Source organism: Paenibacillus sp. MCAF9, from assembly GCF_052114265.1.
In the GTDB taxonomy this organism is placed as follows: Bacteria; Bacillota; Bacilli; order Paenibacillales; family Paenibacillaceae; genus Pristimantibacillus.
On the sequence record NZ_JBFREL010000001.1, the window covers coordinates 53,346 to 69,623 of the forward strand.

At 45.5% G+C, this 16,278-nt stretch carries 14 protein-coding genes and 1 riboswitch; of the genes, 13 read left to right on the forward strand and 1 reads right to left on the reverse strand.

Annotated elements, in window-relative coordinates:
- The first annotated feature begins 20 nt into the window (after positions 1–20).
- The 3 genes from AB4Z45_RS00200 to AB4Z45_RS00210 all read left to right on the forward strand — a co-directional run bounded on the left by AB4Z45_RS00200 (position 21) and on the right by AB4Z45_RS00210 (position 3,545).
- A complete protein-coding gene (locus AB4Z45_RS00200) occupies positions 21–1,373 on the forward strand; it encodes an MATE family efflux transporter (RefSeq protein ID WP_441907388.1) in 1,353 nt (450 codons plus the stop codon).
- Between the two features lie 235 nt (positions 1,374–1,608).
- A riboswitch (cyclic di-AMP (ydaO/yuaA leader) is annotated at positions 1,609–1,743 on the forward strand.
- 3 nt (positions 1,744–1,746) lie between these two features.
- Entirely contained in the window at positions 1,747–2,223 is a 477-nt protein-coding gene (locus AB4Z45_RS00205; RefSeq protein ID WP_441907389.1) for a C40 family peptidase, read from the forward strand.
- 134 nt (positions 2,224–2,357) lie between these two features.
- Entirely contained in the window at positions 2,358–3,545 is a 1,188-nt protein-coding gene (locus AB4Z45_RS00210) for a chromate transporter (RefSeq protein ID WP_441907833.1), read from the forward strand.
- 71 nt (positions 3,546–3,616) lie between these two features.
- Here AB4Z45_RS00210 and AB4Z45_RS00215 read toward each other — a convergent pair whose 3' ends face one another.
- Positions 3,617–5,122 (reverse strand): phytoene desaturase family protein, encoded by a 1,506-nt coding sequence (locus tag AB4Z45_RS00215; protein ID WP_441907390.1) that lies wholly within the window; start codon positions 5,120–5,122, stop codon positions 3,617–3,619.
- A gap of 480 nt (positions 5,123–5,602) precedes the next feature.
- Here AB4Z45_RS00215 and AB4Z45_RS00220 point away from each other — a divergent pair, with 480 nt between their 5' ends.
- The 10 genes from AB4Z45_RS00220 (at position 5,603) to AB4Z45_RS00265 (ending at position 16,219) form a co-directional block, all read left to right on the forward strand.
- Positions 5,603–6,739, forward strand: a complete 1,137-nt coding sequence (locus AB4Z45_RS00220; RefSeq protein WP_441907391.1) for a glycosyltransferase — start codon at positions 5,603–5,605, stop codon at positions 6,737–6,739.
- Positions 6,736–7,236, forward strand: a complete 501-nt coding sequence (locus AB4Z45_RS00225) for a glycosyl-4,4'-diaponeurosporenoate acyltransferase (RefSeq protein ID WP_441907392.1) — start codon at positions 6,736–6,738, stop codon at positions 7,234–7,236. Before AB4Z45_RS00220 ends, AB4Z45_RS00225 begins: the two co-directional genes overlap by 4 nt.
- Entirely contained in the window at positions 7,236–8,162 is a 927-nt protein-coding gene (locus tag AB4Z45_RS00230; RefSeq protein ID WP_441907393.1) for a MerR family transcriptional regulator, read from the forward strand. Before AB4Z45_RS00225 ends, AB4Z45_RS00230 begins: the two co-directional genes overlap by 1 nt.
- Positions 8,163–8,256: 94 nt before the next feature.
- Positions 8,257–9,807 carry a phytoene desaturase family protein gene (locus AB4Z45_RS00235; protein ID WP_441907394.1) on the forward strand — a complete coding sequence of 517 codons (1,551 nt, stop codon included), beginning with the start codon at positions 8,257–8,259 and terminating at the stop codon, positions 9,805–9,807.
- Complete coding sequence (locus tag AB4Z45_RS00240) at positions 9,798–11,240, forward strand: phytoene desaturase family protein (protein WP_441907395.1); 1,443 nt, start codon at positions 9,798–9,800, stop codon at positions 11,238–11,240. The genes AB4Z45_RS00235 and AB4Z45_RS00240 overlap by 10 nt, the downstream gene beginning before the upstream one ends.
- 4 nt (positions 11,241–11,244) lie before the next feature.
- Positions 11,245–12,120, forward strand: coding sequence for a phytoene/squalene synthase family protein (locus tag AB4Z45_RS00245; protein ID WP_441907396.1), 876 nt, complete (start codon positions 11,245–11,247; stop codon positions 12,118–12,120).
- On the forward strand, positions 12,117–12,839 hold the full coding sequence (locus tag AB4Z45_RS00250; RefSeq protein ID WP_441907397.1) for a carotenoid biosynthesis protein: 723 nt from the start codon (positions 12,117–12,119) through the stop codon (positions 12,837–12,839). Before AB4Z45_RS00245 ends, AB4Z45_RS00250 begins: the two co-directional genes overlap by 4 nt.
- A complete protein-coding gene (locus AB4Z45_RS00255) occupies positions 12,808–13,563 on the forward strand; it encodes a lysophospholipid acyltransferase family protein (protein ID WP_441907398.1) in 756 nt (251 codons plus the stop codon). Before AB4Z45_RS00250 ends, AB4Z45_RS00255 begins: the two co-directional genes overlap by 32 nt.
- Positions 13,518–14,753 carry a glycosyltransferase gene (locus AB4Z45_RS00260; protein ID WP_441907399.1) on the forward strand — a complete coding sequence of 412 codons (1,236 nt, stop codon included), beginning with the start codon at positions 13,518–13,520 and terminating at the stop codon, positions 14,751–14,753. Before AB4Z45_RS00255 ends, AB4Z45_RS00260 begins: the two co-directional genes overlap by 46 nt.
- Complete coding sequence (locus AB4Z45_RS00265; protein ID WP_441907400.1) at positions 14,750–16,219, forward strand: phytoene desaturase family protein; 1,470 nt, start codon at positions 14,750–14,752, stop codon at positions 16,217–16,219. Before AB4Z45_RS00260 ends, AB4Z45_RS00265 begins: the two co-directional genes overlap by 4 nt.
- The last annotated feature ends 59 nt before the right edge of the window (positions 16,220–16,278 follow it).

The window sequence follows — 16,278 nt, forward strand, 5'->3', positions numbered from 1 at the left end:
CAGGAAGAATGTGAATTTGAATGAGTAAACAGGTTGATCCGCGCCAAAAGAGCATCATCTCGATAACATGGCCTATCTTTATTGAAGCTTTATTTGGGATGCTGATTGGAACGGTCGATACGATGATGCTAAGCAGCTACTCTGATGGAGCAGTGGCAGCGGTTGGGATAGCTAATCAGATTTTAGTTGTAGTGGGCTTGATGTTTGGATTTGTTACGGTAGGTACAAGTGTCATTCTCAATCAATGGCTCGGCGCAGGCAACTTGCATGGCGCTGATCGAATCGGGAGAACGGCGCTTACTTTGAATGTTATGCTCGGTTTAATAGCTAGCGTAGGATTGATTGTCTATGCCGACGTGTTTTTAGCGCTTTTTAATGTGCCCGAGGATGTGATGGCAGAAGGAGTCAGCTATCTAGCGATTGTTGGCAGCTCCGTCTTCATCACAGCAATAAGCATGACGTTAGGTACTATTTTACGATGCCGCGGTATTGTGAAAGAAATGATGTTCATCGCATTGGGGATTAATGTACTTCATATTACCTTGAATTATCTGGTGCTGATGGAGCCCTTCGGCTTACCTAATTTAGGTGTAGAAGGAGTAGCAGCATCTACATGGATAACCCGTGCCATAGGGATGACCGCTTATTTGATTTTATGTATTCGAAGCTTGGAGTATAAGGTTGGCTTGATTAGTCCATTTAAGCTTCAAAGAAAAAATATTGGCCTTATATTTAAACTAGGTATTCCTTCGGCAGGTGAGCATGTTTCTTATAATCTTTCACAGGTTGTAATCACATATTTAGTCACGCTGATCGGTACGACAGCGTTAACGACAAAAATTTATTCGCAGAGCATAACTTCTTTTGTTTTTGTTTTTTCAATGGCAATAGGTCAAGGAACGCAAATTATTGTTGGACATCTGATTGGAGCCCATCAGAAGGATGATGCTTATCGATCCAGTATGCAAAGTTTGAAGCTGGCGTTCGTCATTTCTCTTGCGCTTGGTATTTGTATCTATAGCTTCTCAGCTCTATTGCTCAGCCTCTTTACTAATGATGCGGAAATTATATTGTTAGGCAAGCAGCTCATGTTGTTATCGATTATGCTGGAGCCGGCTCGGGCTTGCAACATGGTGCTTATCAGTTGTCTAAATGCGGCTGGAGATGTGAAATTTCCAGTTGCTGCCGGGTTAGTATCCATGTGGGGGATTAGTGTGCCGCTGGCATACGTGTTCGGGATTGTGTTCGACATGGGGTTGGTAGGAATATGGCTGGCCTTTTCAATCGATGAATGGATAAGAGCTTTACTGATGCTCTACAGATGGAGGAGACGTTCTTGGCAAAAGGTCGATATTTTGGCGAAACTTGCTTAACTAGAAAGAGTAACTGTATGAAAATACGGATACTCTTTTTTTGTGTTTAAACCGTTATATTTTGAAAATATGATTGGAAATTCATCTATTTTAATTACAAAAAAACCAGCACTTTTGACAAAAATCATGTAGTGAACAGCTAAATAAATAATAATATTGAAGAAAAATGAAAGTATTCTAATAAACCAATTGCAGGATTATGGTAAAAAAAATCGAATTTAACGATACTATAAGGTTTATTGACATGCCGAGTTCTGTATATCGGAAACGGGGGAACCACCCAGGGTGAATTGCTTAATGTATGTTTTTAAGCATAGGGATCTTCAACCGAACCCATAAGCTAACCTCGTAGGCACCGAAGGGAGAAGTTGTTTTGAAGAAGGGTTTTATTTTATTGTTATCCTGCTTGCTGCTGCTTACTGGAGGAGGAAGCGTGCTTGCAGATAAGTCGGCCAAGTCTGTGCTTACGGATTCCATAAGCGAGGTTGTTGGAACTCCTTATAAATGGGGAGGCACAACGAGCAAAGGGTTTGACTGCTCGGGTTTTATTCTGCATATCTTTAATCAATTTGATGTAAAGCTGCCTAGAACATCGCAATCGCAATCAGACACAGGCACAGAGGTTAATAAAGATGAACTACGCGTGGGTGATCTTGTGTTCTTCAACACAAGCGGCAAAGGCGTTTCTCATGCGGGCATTTACATTGGGGATGGGAAATTTGCTCATTCTTCTACAAGCAAAGGGGTTACAATTACAAACCTTAACGATTCTTATTATGCAAAACGTTATGTAACAGCAAGGCGTGTCGTAACGGAAGATACATTTGCTGCGATGATGGAGTCTAAATAAAGCGTAATGATTTTAAAAACCACCTTACGAGGTGGTTTTTTTTATGTAACCATTTATTAAGTATTTGTTAAAGGGTTGTAAGCCAATAATTCGCAAGCTTACAATGTAAATAACATGAGTAATGGAATGAGGCTATAGGATTGAAAAGAGGAACAATCGCATCTTTAGTAGAGGTACTAGCTGTATCAACTAAACTAGGACTTACCTCATTTGGGGGTCCGATAGCCCATCTGGGTTATTTTCACAATGAGTATATTCGTCGCCGCAAATGGATGGATGAACGAAGTTATGCAGACCTCGTTGCTTTATGTCAGTTTCTACCCGGGCCAGCCAGCAGTCAAGTTGGGATCGGTATAGGGATAGTTAGGGCTGGGTTATTGGGCGGACTAGTGGCTTGGTTAGGATTCACACTGCCATCGATCATTGCATTAGTTGCCTTTGCTTTTTTGCTGCAAGGATTTGATCTTGGAAACACAGGCTGGATTCATGGATTGAAAATTGTAGCGGTTGCCATCGTTGCTCATGCCATTCTAGGGATGGGACAGAAACTAACACCGGATCGAAACAGAGCTACGATAGCAGTCATCGCTGCTGCGGCAACGTTATATTGGCAAGCGGTCTATAGTCAAGTGATCATTATTGCTGCAGCAGGGCTGATCGGGGTATGGTTGTATCATAAGAAAACAGTCGAGGGTACTCCTGATTTGAACATTCGGATTAGCCGTTCCCTTGCAATCTCCTGCCTCGTTATATTTCTCACGCTGCTTATTGTTTTGCCATTTCTAAGGCAATGGGGAAATATGGAATGGATAGCGATGCTCGATAGCTATTATCGTTCAGGCTCATTGGTGTTTGGAGGCGGACATGTTGTGCTGCCGCTGCTTGAGAATGAAGTTGTCTTTACCGGGTGGGTTAATGAATCGGATTTTTTAGCAGGTTATAGCGCTGCGCAGGCTGTGCCTGGTCCACTTTTTACATTCGCTAGTTATCTTGGTACTCTTTCTGGTGGATTAACTGGAGCCATTGTTGCAACTACAGCAATTTTTTTGCCGGCATTTCTTCTCGTTGCTGGAACATTGCCGTTTTGGAATGGGTTGCGAAATAACTCAAAAATCCAAGGTGCATTAGTTGGCATTAACGCCGCTGTAGTTGGCATATTGCTTGCTGCACTGTATGATCCGCTTTGGACTAGCGCGATAGTAGAGTCCGGTGATTTTATTTTGGCTGCCGTATTGTTTATTATGCTTGTTTTTTGGAAGCTACCACCTTGGATGATTGTTGTGGCTGGCGCATTAGGCGGAATGGTCCTTGAACTTATTTAATAATTAATCAATAGATAAAAACCTCTAATCCGCGATAACGGATTAGAGGTTTTTTATTTGAATTAATCTGTCTACATGACGGATTTTGCAGCAATGCTCAATTGCTCTTTAATGAGGTCAGCGGTGAGTTGTCCGGATAAAGTGACCATCGGGACGCCGCCACCGGGGTGCGTTGATCCGCCAACGAAATAAAGATTATCGAGCAGCTTGCTTTTGCTTGGAATTTTGAAGCCGCCGTTAAGCTTGCGGTCCGTTACAATGCCGTAGATGGAACCGCCATTAGAACCATAAAGCTGCTGGATATCATCTGGAGTGAAGGTATATTCAAACTCAATATGCTGTCTCAGCGCCGTTAGTCCCATACGTTCGAGCTTATTCAGAACTAGGTCTCTGTAAGCCGCCTTCTGTGACTTGAAGCTTTCACCAGGTTTGAGCGGCGGCACATGAGTAAGCACAAATAGATTTTCTTTGCCCTGCGGCGCCTGTCCTGGATCGGTTTTGCTTGAAACCCCGATGTACACTGTTGGATCATCTGTAGGTTTGCCTTCGACAAATATATCGTTGAACTCTTTATCTGGATCTTCAGAGAAGAAGAAATTATGGTGCAGAAGCTGATCATACACTTTATCCACGCCAAGAAGCAGCACAAGTCCTGATACAGTAGGCTCGTATTTTGCTAAATCCTTTACGCGGTCGGCCGATTTCGGATGATGCTGCAGCAGTGTCTGATGCGCTGGAATTGCCTCAAGATTAGACACAATCAGATCAGCTTCTATTACGCTGCCATCTTCTAAAGTTACCCCTGTTGCGTTTTGGCCGACTGTATTCATTTGAGCAACTGGAGCTGAAGTGCGAACCTCCACACCGAGCTCATCAAGCAGCTTAAGCATACCCTCCGCAATTCGGTACATACCGCCTTCTACATAATAGATGCCAAGCCCCATTTGTACATAGATTAATTGTGACAGCACAGCGGGAGCGGCATAAGGCGAGGAACCGATATACATGATGAAAAAATCGAACAATTGACGCAAATGCTTGTCCTTCAGAAAGCGGTTTGTCGTCTGATGCATCGTCTTCATCGGGTCCATCGCTAACAGTTCCTTCATACTGTGGTGACGCCGCAGGTCGCTCAGGCCACTAAGGCTCTTGTTATAAAAGCTTTTTGTGTTGAGCTGATACATTTGCTGACAATAATCCAAATAAGAGAGGAATTGCTGTGCATCAACCGGTGAGATTTGTTCGAATTGCTTGATTAGGTCAGGGAAGTCACCTGTTATATCAAGTGTTACCCCATCTTCGAAAAAAGTTCTCCACTGAGGTTCAACACGAACCAGCTTCATATAATCCTCTAGATTGCGGCCAGCACTTTCAAACAGCTGTTCGAGTACCCAAGGCATCGTCAAAATAGAAGGACCCGTATCGAAAGTGTAACCTTGCCCTGATCTTACGTTTAATTTGCCGCCTACGCGTTCATTTTTTTCTAATATGGTCACTTGATGCCCATCTACAGAGAGGCGAATAGCAGCTGATAGTCCGCCGAGACCGCCTCCGACGACAATAATCTTTTTGCTCATAGGAGCACTTCCTCTCAACATTGGTCATTTAGCCGAAACGATGCAGATGACAAACTATATACACAATCGTATAATCGTTGTAGAACTAACGTAAAAGGTTAATGCGATAAGCAGAATGCGGGATATGCATTTAACCAACACTTTTTCACTTTCAGTATTAACAAATTTTACCTATAACATGCAGCTGTTGCAGGATCAAATCTTCGGATAGCTCCTGCTATTTCGTCGTTAAACGATGAGAATGAGGCTATAAAAAGAGCGAATAATGGCTCGTATAGTTTGAATGCCATCATTTTCACCAAAGATAGGGCTGTGGTTGTAAGTTTGTATAGCCATTATCAACTGCCAAATGGAATGACCTAATCAGCCTGGTGAAAGGTGGTACACAACTTTGGGGAAAATGAGCTGTTTGTATATGAAAACATGGAATAACGAGTCAAATAAGGAATTTTGGTACCTATTGCACAGAGGATTAGATCTATGATTGAAAATGTTGTGCTGTTGCTTGGCGGACTTATTTGTGGTGCTTGGCTGTTGAACAAAATCCGACCATTAGAAGAGGGTTTGGTGCCTTTCACAAAGAACGATAGAAAGAGTTTCTCAAGCATTTCAGTTATCATTCCAGCTAGAAATGAAGAGAGAAACCTGACACAGTTATTGCCATCAATAAAGGGGCAGCAACTCGCTCCATTTGAAGTGATTGTTGTAGATGACGGATCAACTGATCGTACAGCAGCCATCGCTGAATCATTTGGTGCAATAGTTGTAAACCCGGGCGAGCTGCCGGATGGTTGGCTTGGTAAAAGCTGGGCGTGCTGGAATGGCGCGCAGGCAGCAAGCGGTCATTTACTTATTTTCCTTGATGCAGATACTTGTTTAGAGGATGCTGGGTTGTCGGTGCTGGCTGAGGCCCATTCAAAGCAGAACGGACTGCTTTCGATCCAGCCTTACCACAAGATGAAGCGGCCCTATGAATGGTTGTCAGCTTTTTTCAATATCATTGTCTTAGCTGCGGTTGGAGCACCTCAAATTGTTGCGGCAACAAAGAAGAAGGCTGTAGGCGCTTTCGGTCCTTGTATAGTCTGTACCCGAGAATCATATTTTCAAACAGGTGGGCACAAGGCTGTTCGTGAGCGTATTCTCGAAAATTACAGCTTAGGCCTTCTATTTGCTGAGCAGCATACGGTTCAAAATTGCAGCGGAAAAGGCGTTATTGCTTTCCGAATGTACCCGGAAGGCATACGGCAATTGTGTGCAGGCTGGAGTAAAAGCTTCGCATCAGGTGCATCTTCTACGACACCGCTGCGTTTACTAGCAATAATCTGGTGGCTGACTGGTTCGATTACGGTTGTTACACAATGGTTGAATCCTCAAATTTGGCGATCAAGCGACCAAATAACGATAGGAATAATCAGCTACCTCGCTTATGTTTTGTTAATAAATATACAGTTAAGCCGAGCTGGAAATTTTGGTTTCCAGACCGCTTTCCTGTTTCCTATTCCGCTTCTCTTTTTTATGGTGATCTTCGCTAGTTCAACGCTGCAAACCTTTTTTCGCCGCAAGGTCACATGGAAAGGTCGCTCGATTTCAACTATGAAGGGAAGCGGGCGGAAGTGAGAACTTTTGAATTTTCACCGTTTTGGACATTGGTTGTAAATATTTTTGCATGGCTGCTTGTGCATATAGGCGTATCTTATTTGTTTTTGAAAATGCCTGATGCTTGGTTCAGTCACACTGCTGATCGCAAGAAACCACAGACAAAGAAGAGCAAAGAAGAATTGATTTATGAACGATTGTTATTCATTCGTATTTGGAAAGACAAACTGCCAGACGGAGGAAGCTTGTTTCGAGGAGGCTTTGCCAAGAAAAAAATAGCTGTCCTTGAGAAAGCTTACTTGCAGACCTTTATACTTGAAACGCGGCGCGGAGAGTGGACTCACATCATATCAATGCTGCCTGCGCCGCTATTTTTCCTATGGAACGAAAGTATTTATGGCTGGATCATGATCGTTTATGCCATTGTCGCCAATGTCCCATTTATCATTGTGCAGCGCTATAACCGTTTTCGGCTGCAGCGCATTTTTTGGAAACTGAAGGAAAAGAGTGAAATGTAATGATGTACACAATCAGACAAGCTTCAACACTGCTAGGTATTCCTGCGGTTACGATTCGTGCTTGGGAAACAAGATATGAAGCGATTAAGCCTATTCGCACAGAAACAGGCTATCGCCTCTTTGATGATAAAAATATGGAGGATTTACGCTTCCTCAAAAACCAGACGGATGAGAAAGGTGTAACGATTTCGCAAGCTGTTCGACTGCTAAAGGAGCAGCAGCTTTTGCGCGAGCGCATGTTGGAAGCGAAGACAGAAACCCATGCTAAAGTTGGGGCTGAAGAGGCTCATCTAGAGATGGTGGAGCGCTTGTATAACACGCTTTCCAACTTTCGTACGGAACAAGCAAAAACGATGGTTGATTTAGGTTTTTCCATGTATGGCTATGACATTATGATCTATCAAATCTTATTTTCAGTAATGATTAAAGTCGGCACGGAGTGGGAAGAAGGCAGAGCTTCTGTCGCGCAGGAGCATTTTATTACACAGTTCGTGATTCAGCGTTGTCTTAGTTTCTTTCAACTTTTTCCGATTGATAATCGAGTGCCCCGCATGCTTGCTTTATGTCCATCTGGTGAACATCACCAAGCAGGACTTCTTTTATTTTCTTTATTTTTGCGAAAAAAAGGAGCTGACGTGCTGTATCTTGGACCAGATACTCCAGAGGATGGGATTCAAGACTTAATTAAGTCACAGCAAATTCGAGTCCTATGCATATCGTTAACAGATACGAAATTAATGGACTCCACCTTTGCTTTTATTAACCGTTTAAAGGTTCATCATGCTGATCTGCAAGTCGTTTTAGGCGGACAAGGCTTCAAAAACGTATCTGAACCGTATTCTGATTGGGTGCTGCCGAATGGCAATCAAGAAGAATGGGAAAGATGGTTTAAAGATAAGGTTTTAGGGTTAAGTTTCCAATTCTAATGAATAAATTAACTTTACAGACTATTATCGAGTATGTATTATGTTTGTATAATGTTTGTATAGTTAATTCGTTTTATTGGAAAGGGGAATTTGTATGGACAAGGGCATCGTGGCCGTTATTGGAGCAGGCCCTGGCGGTTTAGCAGCTGCCATGGAGCTGGCTGGCCGAGGTTACCGAGTTACCGTCTATGAGAAGCAGCCCTATATAGGTGGGAGGACCTCCAGGCTTCAGCTGGGGGAGTATTTTTTTGATCGAGGACCTACGTTTTTCATGATGCCACACCTGCTTGAGGAAATGTTTCAATCTGTAAATCGCTCCTTGTACGACTATGTTGAGCTCATTGAGCTTGATCCGCTATATAGGCTGCAATTCGGCGATGTTACATTTTCACCGACACGGGACGAGAAGCAGATGGTTGAGAGAATCGAGGCGCTGTTTCCCGGCAACGGTAAAGGTTATCTTCAGTTTATGAAGGAGGAGGGGGAGAAATATAACAAGGTTTCCCCGCTGCTGCAGCGGCCTTTCAGCAAGCTAAGCGACTATATTTCTCGGGATGTGTTTCAAGCGCTGCCGCGGCTGAATGCGGTAGGAAGTGTGTATGACAGACTTTCACGTTATTTTACAGATGAAAGGCTGAAATATGCGTTTACTTTTCAAGCAAAATATTTAGGCATGTCGCCATGGGAATGCCCAGGAACATTTACAATTCTCGCTTATTTGGAACATAAATTTGGTCTTTTTCATCCAGTTGGAGGCGTTAACCGCGTCTGCGAGGCAATGGCTGAAGTGATTCGCGAGTACGATGGCGAGATTGTTACCTCCTGCGGTGTGCAAAGAGTGCTGAGCAAGAGCGGAAAAGCAGTAGGTCTGCTTTTGGAAAATGGTGAAAAAATAGAAGCGGATCATATCATCATCAATGCTGATTTTGCAACCGCTATGAACCAGTTGTTTGAACCGGATGAGCTTAAGAAATACAGTCCGGCAAAGCTTGCCAAGAAGAAATATTCTTGCTCTACCTATATGCTCTACCTCGGAGTAAATCGTGAAATACATATGCCGCACCATAACATTTTATTTGCCAACAACTATCGCCAAAACGTACATGAGATCATGACAAAAAAGATGCTGTCTTCAGACGCATCTATTTATATACATAATCCTGGTCTTAACGATCCAACGCTCGCTCCTCAAGGGAAAACCGCTTTATACGCGCTTATGCCGGTACCGAATCTGACTGCGAATGTCAGTTGGGAGGAGCAGCGGGCACTCGTTAGAGAAAAGATGATCGAGCGTATGGAGCAGGAGCCAGAGCTTGCAGGCTTCTCGGCTGACATCGAGGAGGAAGCCATCATTACACCATTAGATTGGCGAAATGATCATCATGTCTATGAAGGAGCAACGTTTAATCTTGCACATTCACTTGATCAAATGATGAAGCTTCGTCCACATAACCGCTTCGAAGAGCTCGCTAATTGTTGGCTTGTAGGGGGAGGAACTCACCCTGGCAGCGGCTTGCCGACGATATTCGAATCAGCGCGCATAAGTACCCGGCTACTTATGGCGCAGGATGATAGTGAACGTATACGGGTTGGCGGAGCTTCAGCAGTCATTCACCCACAGAAGGAGGCCTTTCGGTGGGAGTAGCTTTTGTCGGTGGTGGAATAGGCAGTTTAACAGCAGCTCTGCTGCTTAGCAAGCAAGGCAAGCAGGTTACTATTTATGAAAGAGGCCCCCGGCTAGGCGGTAGATTAGCTTTTCAGGAAGGCGGAGGCTATCGGATCGATCAAGGCCCTACAATTGTGCTGTTGCCTGAAATGCTGCTTAGTATTTTGGAGGAAGCGGGAATCGAGCGATCACGCATACCGCTGCTCGAATGCGATCCGCTTTACCGTATTCATTATGCAGACGGCACCGTATTTCACAAATGGCGGAATCAGCAGCGCCAGATCGAAGAGCTTGAGCGAATGTTTCCAGAGGAAGTCGATGGTTTTCGGCGTTATATGGCGGACATGGAAGTAGCTTTTAAACAAGGAAAGGAAGCTTTTCTGGAACGTCCATTTTTGCGAAAACGAGAGTTTTATACTTTTCGAAACCTAACGTTATTAACGAAGCTTAAAGCCTACAAAAGCGTGCGTTCCTTTGCAGGACGATATTTCCGAAGTGAGAAGCTGCTTGATGCGTTCTCTCTACAAACCTTATACATAGGTGGCGCTCCTTTTCAATCTCCCGGATTGTATACGTTATTGCCCTTCGCTGAACATGCTTATGGCATTTGGTATGTAAAAGGAGGTTATGCCGGAATCGTTTCCATCTTGGAAGAGGAGCTGCGCAGAAGAGGGGTTCAAATCAAGACAGAAACTCAGATTGAGCAATTGGTACTTGAGAATGGACGCTGCATTGGCGTGATAGACGAAGGCGGCAGGGAAACGCTGCATGATACGATTGTGTATAACGGTGATTTTCCGCATCTGGCTTCATTGATGCCAAAGAACACTGTTCCAATGAAAGCCTATAAGCCGTCATCAGGAACAATCTTGATCTATTTAGGCCTAAACAAACAATGGGATCAAGCTTCCGTTCACCAGTTTTTTTTACCTGACAATTTACAAAGCGGATTAAAACAAATTTTTCAAAACAATCAGCTTCCGCGAGATCCATCCTTTTACATATTTTATCCGTCAGCTATGGATATGGAAGCAGCACCTCCGGGTGAGAGCGTCATGTATATGCTGATTCCCGCTCCGCCACACGGTTCTGTAGCTTGGGAGGATGAAGTGCCCGCGTTAGTCGAGCATGTAATTGATGAGGCTGAGAAGAGGGGCTTTCCCGGCTTGAGAGCTGCGATTCAATGGAAGGAAGTAAGGACGCCGCAGGACGCGGAGTCGGATGGACTCTATCATGGGGGCAGCTTCGGCATCGCGCCAACTTTTGGACAGTCGGCAGTGTTCCGTCCTCAAATCGTGCCATATCCGATAAAAGGTTTGTATGCTGTAGGGGCATCGGTGCATCCTGGCGGTGGAATCCCGATTGTTATGCAAGGTGCCAGATTGCTAGCCAACTATTTGTTAAAGGAGTGACCTCATGGAACCCACTGTCTATTTGGCGCAATGTGAAGCGATGATTCAGAAAGGATCATCATCGTTCTATAAAGCTTTTCGTTATTTGCCTAGCCCAAGGCGCGAAGCCGTTTACGTTATTTATGCTTTCTGCCGCATGATAGACGATGCAGTAGATGAGCCGCAAAGTTCTCCCTATACCATTGATGAGCTTGAACAACATTTTAACCGTTTGGATCAGGCAGCGGATCATTTCATATGGCCTTCTTTACGGTGGCTGTTTGATACTTTTCCGCTCAGCAAAAAACCGTTTTTCAGACAAATGGAGGGACAGCGCCGGGATTTATCTTTCACCCACTATGAGACGATGGAGCAGTTGGAGGACTACTGCTACTTGGTTGCTGGAACTGTTGGGGAGATGCTTCTCCCAGTCTTGCATGATCAGCCAGATATTCAAGTAATAGAAGCGGGAATATGGCTTGGCAAAGCGATGCAAATTGTAAACATTGTTCGCGACGTTGGCGAAGATCAGAGCAGAGGGCGTCGTTACCTGCCGCTTGAGCTGCTCGCTCGTCATCACTATTCCGAAATTGACTTCGAAATGGGCGTTGTCGACGAACGATTTCAACATCTTGTGCAAGAGCTGGATACACTCTCACGCAGTTGGTTCGCACGAGGCTTGCGCGGGCTTGAAACGTATCCTGCCAGCAGCGCTTTTTCAGTTGAGCTGGCCGCAAGCTTCTATGCAGCGATTTTGGATGAAGTAAAGGCTGCCAACTACGAAGTCTATAAGAAGCGAGCTATCGTCAGCTCATTAAATAAATTAAAGCTTTATACGAATATAAAAATGAAATATACGCTCGTATCAGAGGTGAATGACAGCAATGCGGTATCGCTATGATCCGCTACCTATTTATTTTTTGGTATTGCATCGGGCTAATCCTCATGCTGACCATTGGCGTTCCAACGTGGCTTTCCTTTTCCAATGGTTTGTTTCTCGTGTTTTTTGCCCTGTATGCCATTCATATTGAAGGCATGATGGGCGAGGAGCGCCGTCGCAGCTGGAGTAGAATAATGCTAGTTGGGGTACTTACGTTTGCTGTAGAATGGCTTGGTGTGACGATGGGATGGCCGTTTGGAGATTACCAATACACATCTTTACTTGGCATCTCGCTTGGCGGAGTACCCCTCGCCATATTTTGTGCGTGGATCGGTGTCATTGTCACTGTGATGCGAATGACTGCCTTCTCCAATCGATGGACGCGTGCGCTCCATACCGGCTTATGGACGGTTGTTTTTGACCTCGTACTCGATCCAGTGGCTTTCGCTAGGCAGTTCTGGATTTGGCATGAGCCTGGTGATTTCTACGGGATACCGGCAGCAAACTTCATCAGTTGGTTCGTTATATCAGCAGCTATATCATTTCTGTTCCCTTTAAGAGAAGTATCGGCGAACGTTCGAATCGAGGCTGTAAGACTCACGCAAATGATGCTGCTTATGTTTGGTCTCTTAGGGGCCAAGGAAGGTTTAATGATGCCGTTCATCATCGCATTGGCAGCTATCGTTGTAGCGGAAGGAGCGGGAAGGATTGATCGCAGCGGGCTCAAGCAAGTGGTTTAAACGAGTATTCGCGCAATACAATGAAAACTATTTGTTAAGACGGCATTTTCACGCGTTTCAGCTGAGCGGTGAGATCGATCCAGCTCCGCAAGGCCAGCCTGTGCTCTATCTTATGAATCATAGCTCTTGGTGGGATGGAATGGTTGTATATCATGCGATCGCAAACGCTTCAGTGCGTGAACACTATATGATGATGGATGAAGAGCAAATGAAGCGGTATCGATTTTTTCGCAAAATAGGAGCTTTCTCGATTGATAAGAAGTCAAGCCGAGCGATCGTTGCTTCCCTTCGATATAGTGAGAGTCTATTAAATCAAGGATATGGAGTTTGGTTATTTCCACAAGGAGATATCGAGCATCTGGAGCGTAGACCTTTAAGATTTCAAACCGGCGCGGGCTATTTATTGGAGCGCTGTCCGGGAACGATTGTTCAGCCCGTAACCGCATATTATTCGCTAGGACTTCATCAAAAGGCAGAAGTCAGTCTTCAATTCGGTAAACCTATCCACAGAGCATGGCAGCAGCTGGGACGTAAAACCATTACGACAATGCTTGAATCGGCTTTGGAGGATCAATTGAATGAACACCGCCTTGCAGTAATAGCAGCAGCTCGCGGGGAGCTAGCCGAGTATCGATCAATGCTGAAGGCGAAACGGTCAACGAACGAGGTTTTTGATGCTTGGATGAACGGGGTGACAAGGTGGAAATCTTTTTTTGGACGGTAGCTGCAGCCCTGATGCTGCAGCTATTATTTGTGTTATGGAATCTCTCGCAGATGCCTTCACTGGGAGGAACCGGCAAAGGACGAATTTGGCTGTCAGGAGGAGCAGAGTCCATTCAACATGATGGTCCACATGCTCACGGAATCAAACCTAAACCACGGCTGTCGGTTCTTATTCCAGCGCGTAATGAAGCGGATAACATCGCAGCATGTATACAATCGGTGCTGCTGGAGCCTTCCATATTTATCGAGGTGCTGGTGCTGGATGATCGTTCCACAGACGGAACAGCAGAAGCTGCGCGGCTTGCTGCAGCAGGCGACAGCCGTGTTCGCGTTTTGCCCGGTAATGTGCTGCCGTTCGGCTGGCTGGGCAAGTCGCACGCATGTCATCAGCTCGCCGAAGCGGCGCGCGGCGAATGGTGGTTATTCCTCGACGCGGATGCGCGGCTTGAGCCGGGTGCGCTCGCGGATGCGCTTGACACCGCGTTAGCGCAAGGTCAAGGGCTTGTGACCGGTTTCCCTAAGCAGGAAACTGGAACATGGCTGGAGAAGCTCATCGTCCCGATGATGAGCTTCTCGATTGCCTGCCATCTGCCGATACGACTCGTTCGGCAATCGCCAGATCCAAAGTTCGTCGCCGCACACGGCGCTTTTCTGATGATTTCAGCAGAAAGCTACTGGTCGACAGGCGGCCATGCTGGCTTCAAAGGCCATCTTGTCGATGATATGCAGCTGGCTGGTGCTGTCAAAAAAACCGGGCTCCCCGTCACTTTAGCCTACGTTTGCCCCCAAATTTCCATGCGCATGTATCAGAACGCTGCAGGGGTTTGGAACGGCTATAAGAAAAATATATTTGCAGGCGTAGGTCGCAGCAGCTTATTGCTTGGCATTATGTTGTTTATGTACACCCTGCTTTATATACTGCCTCCGTTAATGATGATCATTAGTTTAGCTGGGTTTCTCTTGCATGCCTATCCGGAAGGTTGGCTTACAACTGTTTTATTGCCAAGCTCGCTCTGCTATCTGCTAGGTGTTTGTCTGAAAAGAATCATTGATAGGAAAAGTGGACAGCCCTGGTACCTATCCTTCTGTTTACCGGCAAGTATATTTCTGCTGTCAGCGATTGCCTTGGCCTCGTGGCGGGCGAGTCTCAATGGGACGGGTTATGAATGGAAAGGGAGGAGGTATTCGTGAAGCGAGTCATTGTCATTGGCGGAGGTTTAGGCGGATTATCTGCAGCTATTCGGCTGGCACATGCGGGTTATCGCGTCACTGTGCTTGAACAACAGGCAGCACTCGGCGGAAAGCTTCAGCGCATTGAGCTTGGCGGTTATCGCTTCGATCGTGGACCAAGCACGATTACGATGCCTCATGTATTTCAGCAGGTATTCGAGAACGTTGGTCGAAGAATGGAGGACTACGTTACCTTTTATCCGCTGATCCCGGGCACGCGGAATTATTTTGCAGACGGAACGACGGTTGATTTATGCTCTGATTTCGTTCTAATGGAAGCGCAAATTGCTGCATATAGTCCAGAGGATGCGAAGCAGTATCGCTCATTTATGAAAGAGGCTGCTGCGTTATATCAACAAGCTGACCAGCTCTTCATGAATCGGCTGATGCTGTCATGGAAGGATAAAGCAGACGTAAGGCTGCTTGCGGGTTTGCTGCGGATTCGTCCATGGCTAACATTGGAACGGCTGCTTCGCCGTTACTTTAGGCATCCGAATACACTTGCACTCTTCGGACGTTATGCGACCTATGTAGGATCGGCTCCCAGAACGGCTCCGTCTATTTTTGCCATGCTTGCTCATTTGGAGCTGCAGCTGGGTATTTACGGAGTGAGGGGCGGCACCTACCAGATTGTGGAGGCATTCGGCCGCCTTGCTCAGGAGCTAGGTGTAACGATTCATACGTCCGAGAGAGTTCAACAGATTACATCGACAAACGGTCGCATCACAGGTGTTGTTACGAGCAAAGCGGACTATAAAGCTGAAATCATCATCGCAAATGGTGATGTGCTGGCTATTTGCAAAAACCTGCTGGAAGAATCAAAACGACCAAGCATGAGCAATGCCAAAATATCATCGTATGAGCCATCGTTATCAGGTTTTGTTTCCCTCATTGGCAGTAAGAAGACCTACAGCCAGCTGCTGCATCATACTGTGTTTTTCCCAGAACACTATGGCAGTGAGTTTGACGACATCTTCCAGCAAGGAAGAGCACCTCAGAACCCTGCAATTTACATTTGCCATTCAGGTTATTCAGAGGATGGGATGGCCCCTGCTGGAGGCAGCAACCTGTTTATCCTGACTAACGCTCCATACACTTCTCCGCAGTTGAAATGGGAGCAAGAAGCCGAATCGTATCAGAAACGCATTTTATCGAAACTTGAAGCATATGGCTTGTCTGGTTTAATCGATGATTCAGAGATTTCAGCAGTCTACACTCCTGACCATATGCAAGAGCAGACATCGGCATACCGCGGAGCTATATATGGCATTTCCTCCAATACAGCGCGCCAAACCTTTGCCAGGCCCTCCAATCAAGCCGATCTAAAGGGTTTATGGTTTGTCGGAGGCACGACGCATCCAGGCGGGGGAACACCGATGGTGACCCTGTCAGGGCAGCTTGTAGCAGAAGCGATACTTTCATCGTAAACACAGATCTCAATAAAAAACGCGCCCAATTCCAGAAGGAAAAGGCGCGTTTTTTATTG

What these genes read in the sequence shown, in the direction of transcription:
- AB4Z45_RS00200 (WP_441907388.1), top strand. Translation starts at nt 21, where the DNA reads ATGAGTAAACAGGTTGATCCGCGCCAAAAGAGCATCATCTCGATAACA.
- AB4Z45_RS00215 (WP_441907390.1), bottom strand. Translation starts at nt 5,122, where the DNA reads ATGAGCAAAAAGATTATTGTCGTCGGAGGCGGTCTCGGCGGACTATCA.
- AB4Z45_RS00220 (WP_441907391.1), top strand. Translation starts at nt 5,603, where the DNA reads ATGATTGAAAATGTTGTGCTGTTGCTTGGCGGACTTATTTGTGGTGCT.
- AB4Z45_RS00230 (WP_441907393.1), top strand. Translation starts at nt 7,236, where the DNA reads ATGATGTACACAATCAGACAAGCTTCAACACTGCTAGGTATTCCTGCG.
- AB4Z45_RS00235 (WP_441907394.1), top strand. Translation starts at nt 8,257, where the DNA reads ATGGACAAGGGCATCGTGGCCGTTATTGGAGCAGGCCCTGGCGGTTTA.
- AB4Z45_RS00245 (WP_441907396.1), top strand. Translation starts at nt 11,245, where the DNA reads ATGGAACCCACTGTCTATTTGGCGCAATGTGAAGCGATGATTCAGAAA.
- AB4Z45_RS00250 (WP_441907397.1), top strand. Translation starts at nt 12,117, where the DNA reads ATGATCCGCTACCTATTTATTTTTTGGTATTGCATCGGGCTAATCCTC.